We start from the raw sequence: 1391 nt of genomic DNA, 5'->3' as shown, positions 1-1391 counted from the left end.
GTCGAGGTTGAGGTCCATGTGCTCGTAGATCAGGCCGGGCCTGTACTCCACGCGGAAGCGCGCGCCGGTGCGGCGGGCGAGCGCGCCGGCCTGCTCAACGGGCAGGCCGAGCTCGCCGGCGATCATGTCCAGCTGTCCCGCGAGAAGCTGCGCCTCCAGGGCCGGCGTGCTCTCGACCACGCGGATCACGATGCGGCGGAAGGCGGGAGCGGGGCCGTCCCATTGGGGATTGCGCTCCAACGTGATGGCGGAGCCGGGTTGGACCTGCACCACGCGATAGGGGCCGTTCCAGAGGCCGGACGTCGATGGCTCCGTGTCGTAGAGGGTGCGCGTGCGGTAGCTGCGCGGGTCCGATCGCCAGCGCTCGCGCTCCAGATGGGCGGGCAGCGGGGCGAAGTCGCCGAGGGCAGCGAATTCGAAGGTCACACGGTCGAAGCGGAGGGTGAAGGTACGGGCATCCTCGGCGATGAACTCGTAGGCCGAGCGGTAGAATTCCGCGGGCCCAATGCCGGTGGCGGGCTCGCGTCCTGCCTCGTAGGCGAAGCGGAGGTCGTCCGTGGTGATATCAGTGCCGTCGCCCCAGCGCAGGCCCTCGCGCAAGCGCCAGGTGACGCGGAGGCCGGGCTTGCCGTCGGGCGTGGTCTCCAGCCGGGCAAGACCGTTCTCCAGCGTGGGAACGGTCTCGCAGAGCAGACAGACGAGCTTCCAGTCGGCGTCATAGGCCGTGACCGGACGGCGGACGAAGCCCAGCGTGTAGGACTTCGCCACCATGCTCTCGATGTTGGGATGCAGCGTGGACGGGTATTGCGTGATGCCGATGGTCAGCGTGTCGCGCGTCTGGGCTGGGGCGGGGAGCGCCCAGACCAGGATGAGGAACAGGAAGCGGGCGACCATCAAGAGCTCCAGGCCAGAGGCCCCCATGGTGGCCCGGCCCGGCCCTCCGCAGCAACCGCGGGCGGCTTAAGCCCTCAGCCGGCCTTGACCTTGTGGGCCAGCGCCTCCTCCAGGCTGCCGACGCCGCCATGCGCGCGGCTCCAGGCCACCGGATCCTCCAGGAAACGGCGCACGCCGGTCAGCGCGGCCTCCGGGAAATAGGCCTTCTCCCGACAGACCTCGAGCACGTCCCACCAGGTCGCGAGATGGTGCAGCGTGAGGTCCATCGCCTTCATCTGCTCGAAGCTGCCGGGGAAGACGCCGTAGTAGAAGACCACGAAGGTGTGGGCGCATTTGGCGCCCGCCTCGCGCAGCGCCTCGGCGAAGCGGATCTTGCTGGCGCCGTCGGTGGTGAGGTCCTCGACCAGCAGCGTCTCCTTGCCCACGGGCACGTCGCCCTCGATGAGCGCGTTGCGCCCGAAGCCCTTGGGCTTCTTGCGGACATAGGCCATGGGCAG

2 protein-coding genes are annotated in these 1391 nt (G+C 69.4%); both read right to left on the bottom strand.

Going from position 1 to position 1391, the window contains the following annotated elements; translation table 11 throughout:
* On the bottom strand, positions 1-894 hold an 894-nt coding region (locus AC1DWF_RS32000; RefSeq protein ID WP_476842563.1), incomplete at its 3' end, for an ABC transporter substrate-binding protein.
* Between the two features lie 74 nt (positions 895-968).
* On the bottom strand, positions 969-1391 hold a 423-nt coding region (locus AC1DWF_RS31995; RefSeq protein WP_476842562.1), incomplete at its 5' end, for an orotate phosphoribosyltransferase.

Source organism: Aminobacter sp. P4_D5, from assembly GCF_056401815.1.
This window is presented reverse-complemented; position numbering and strand designations above follow the sequence as displayed.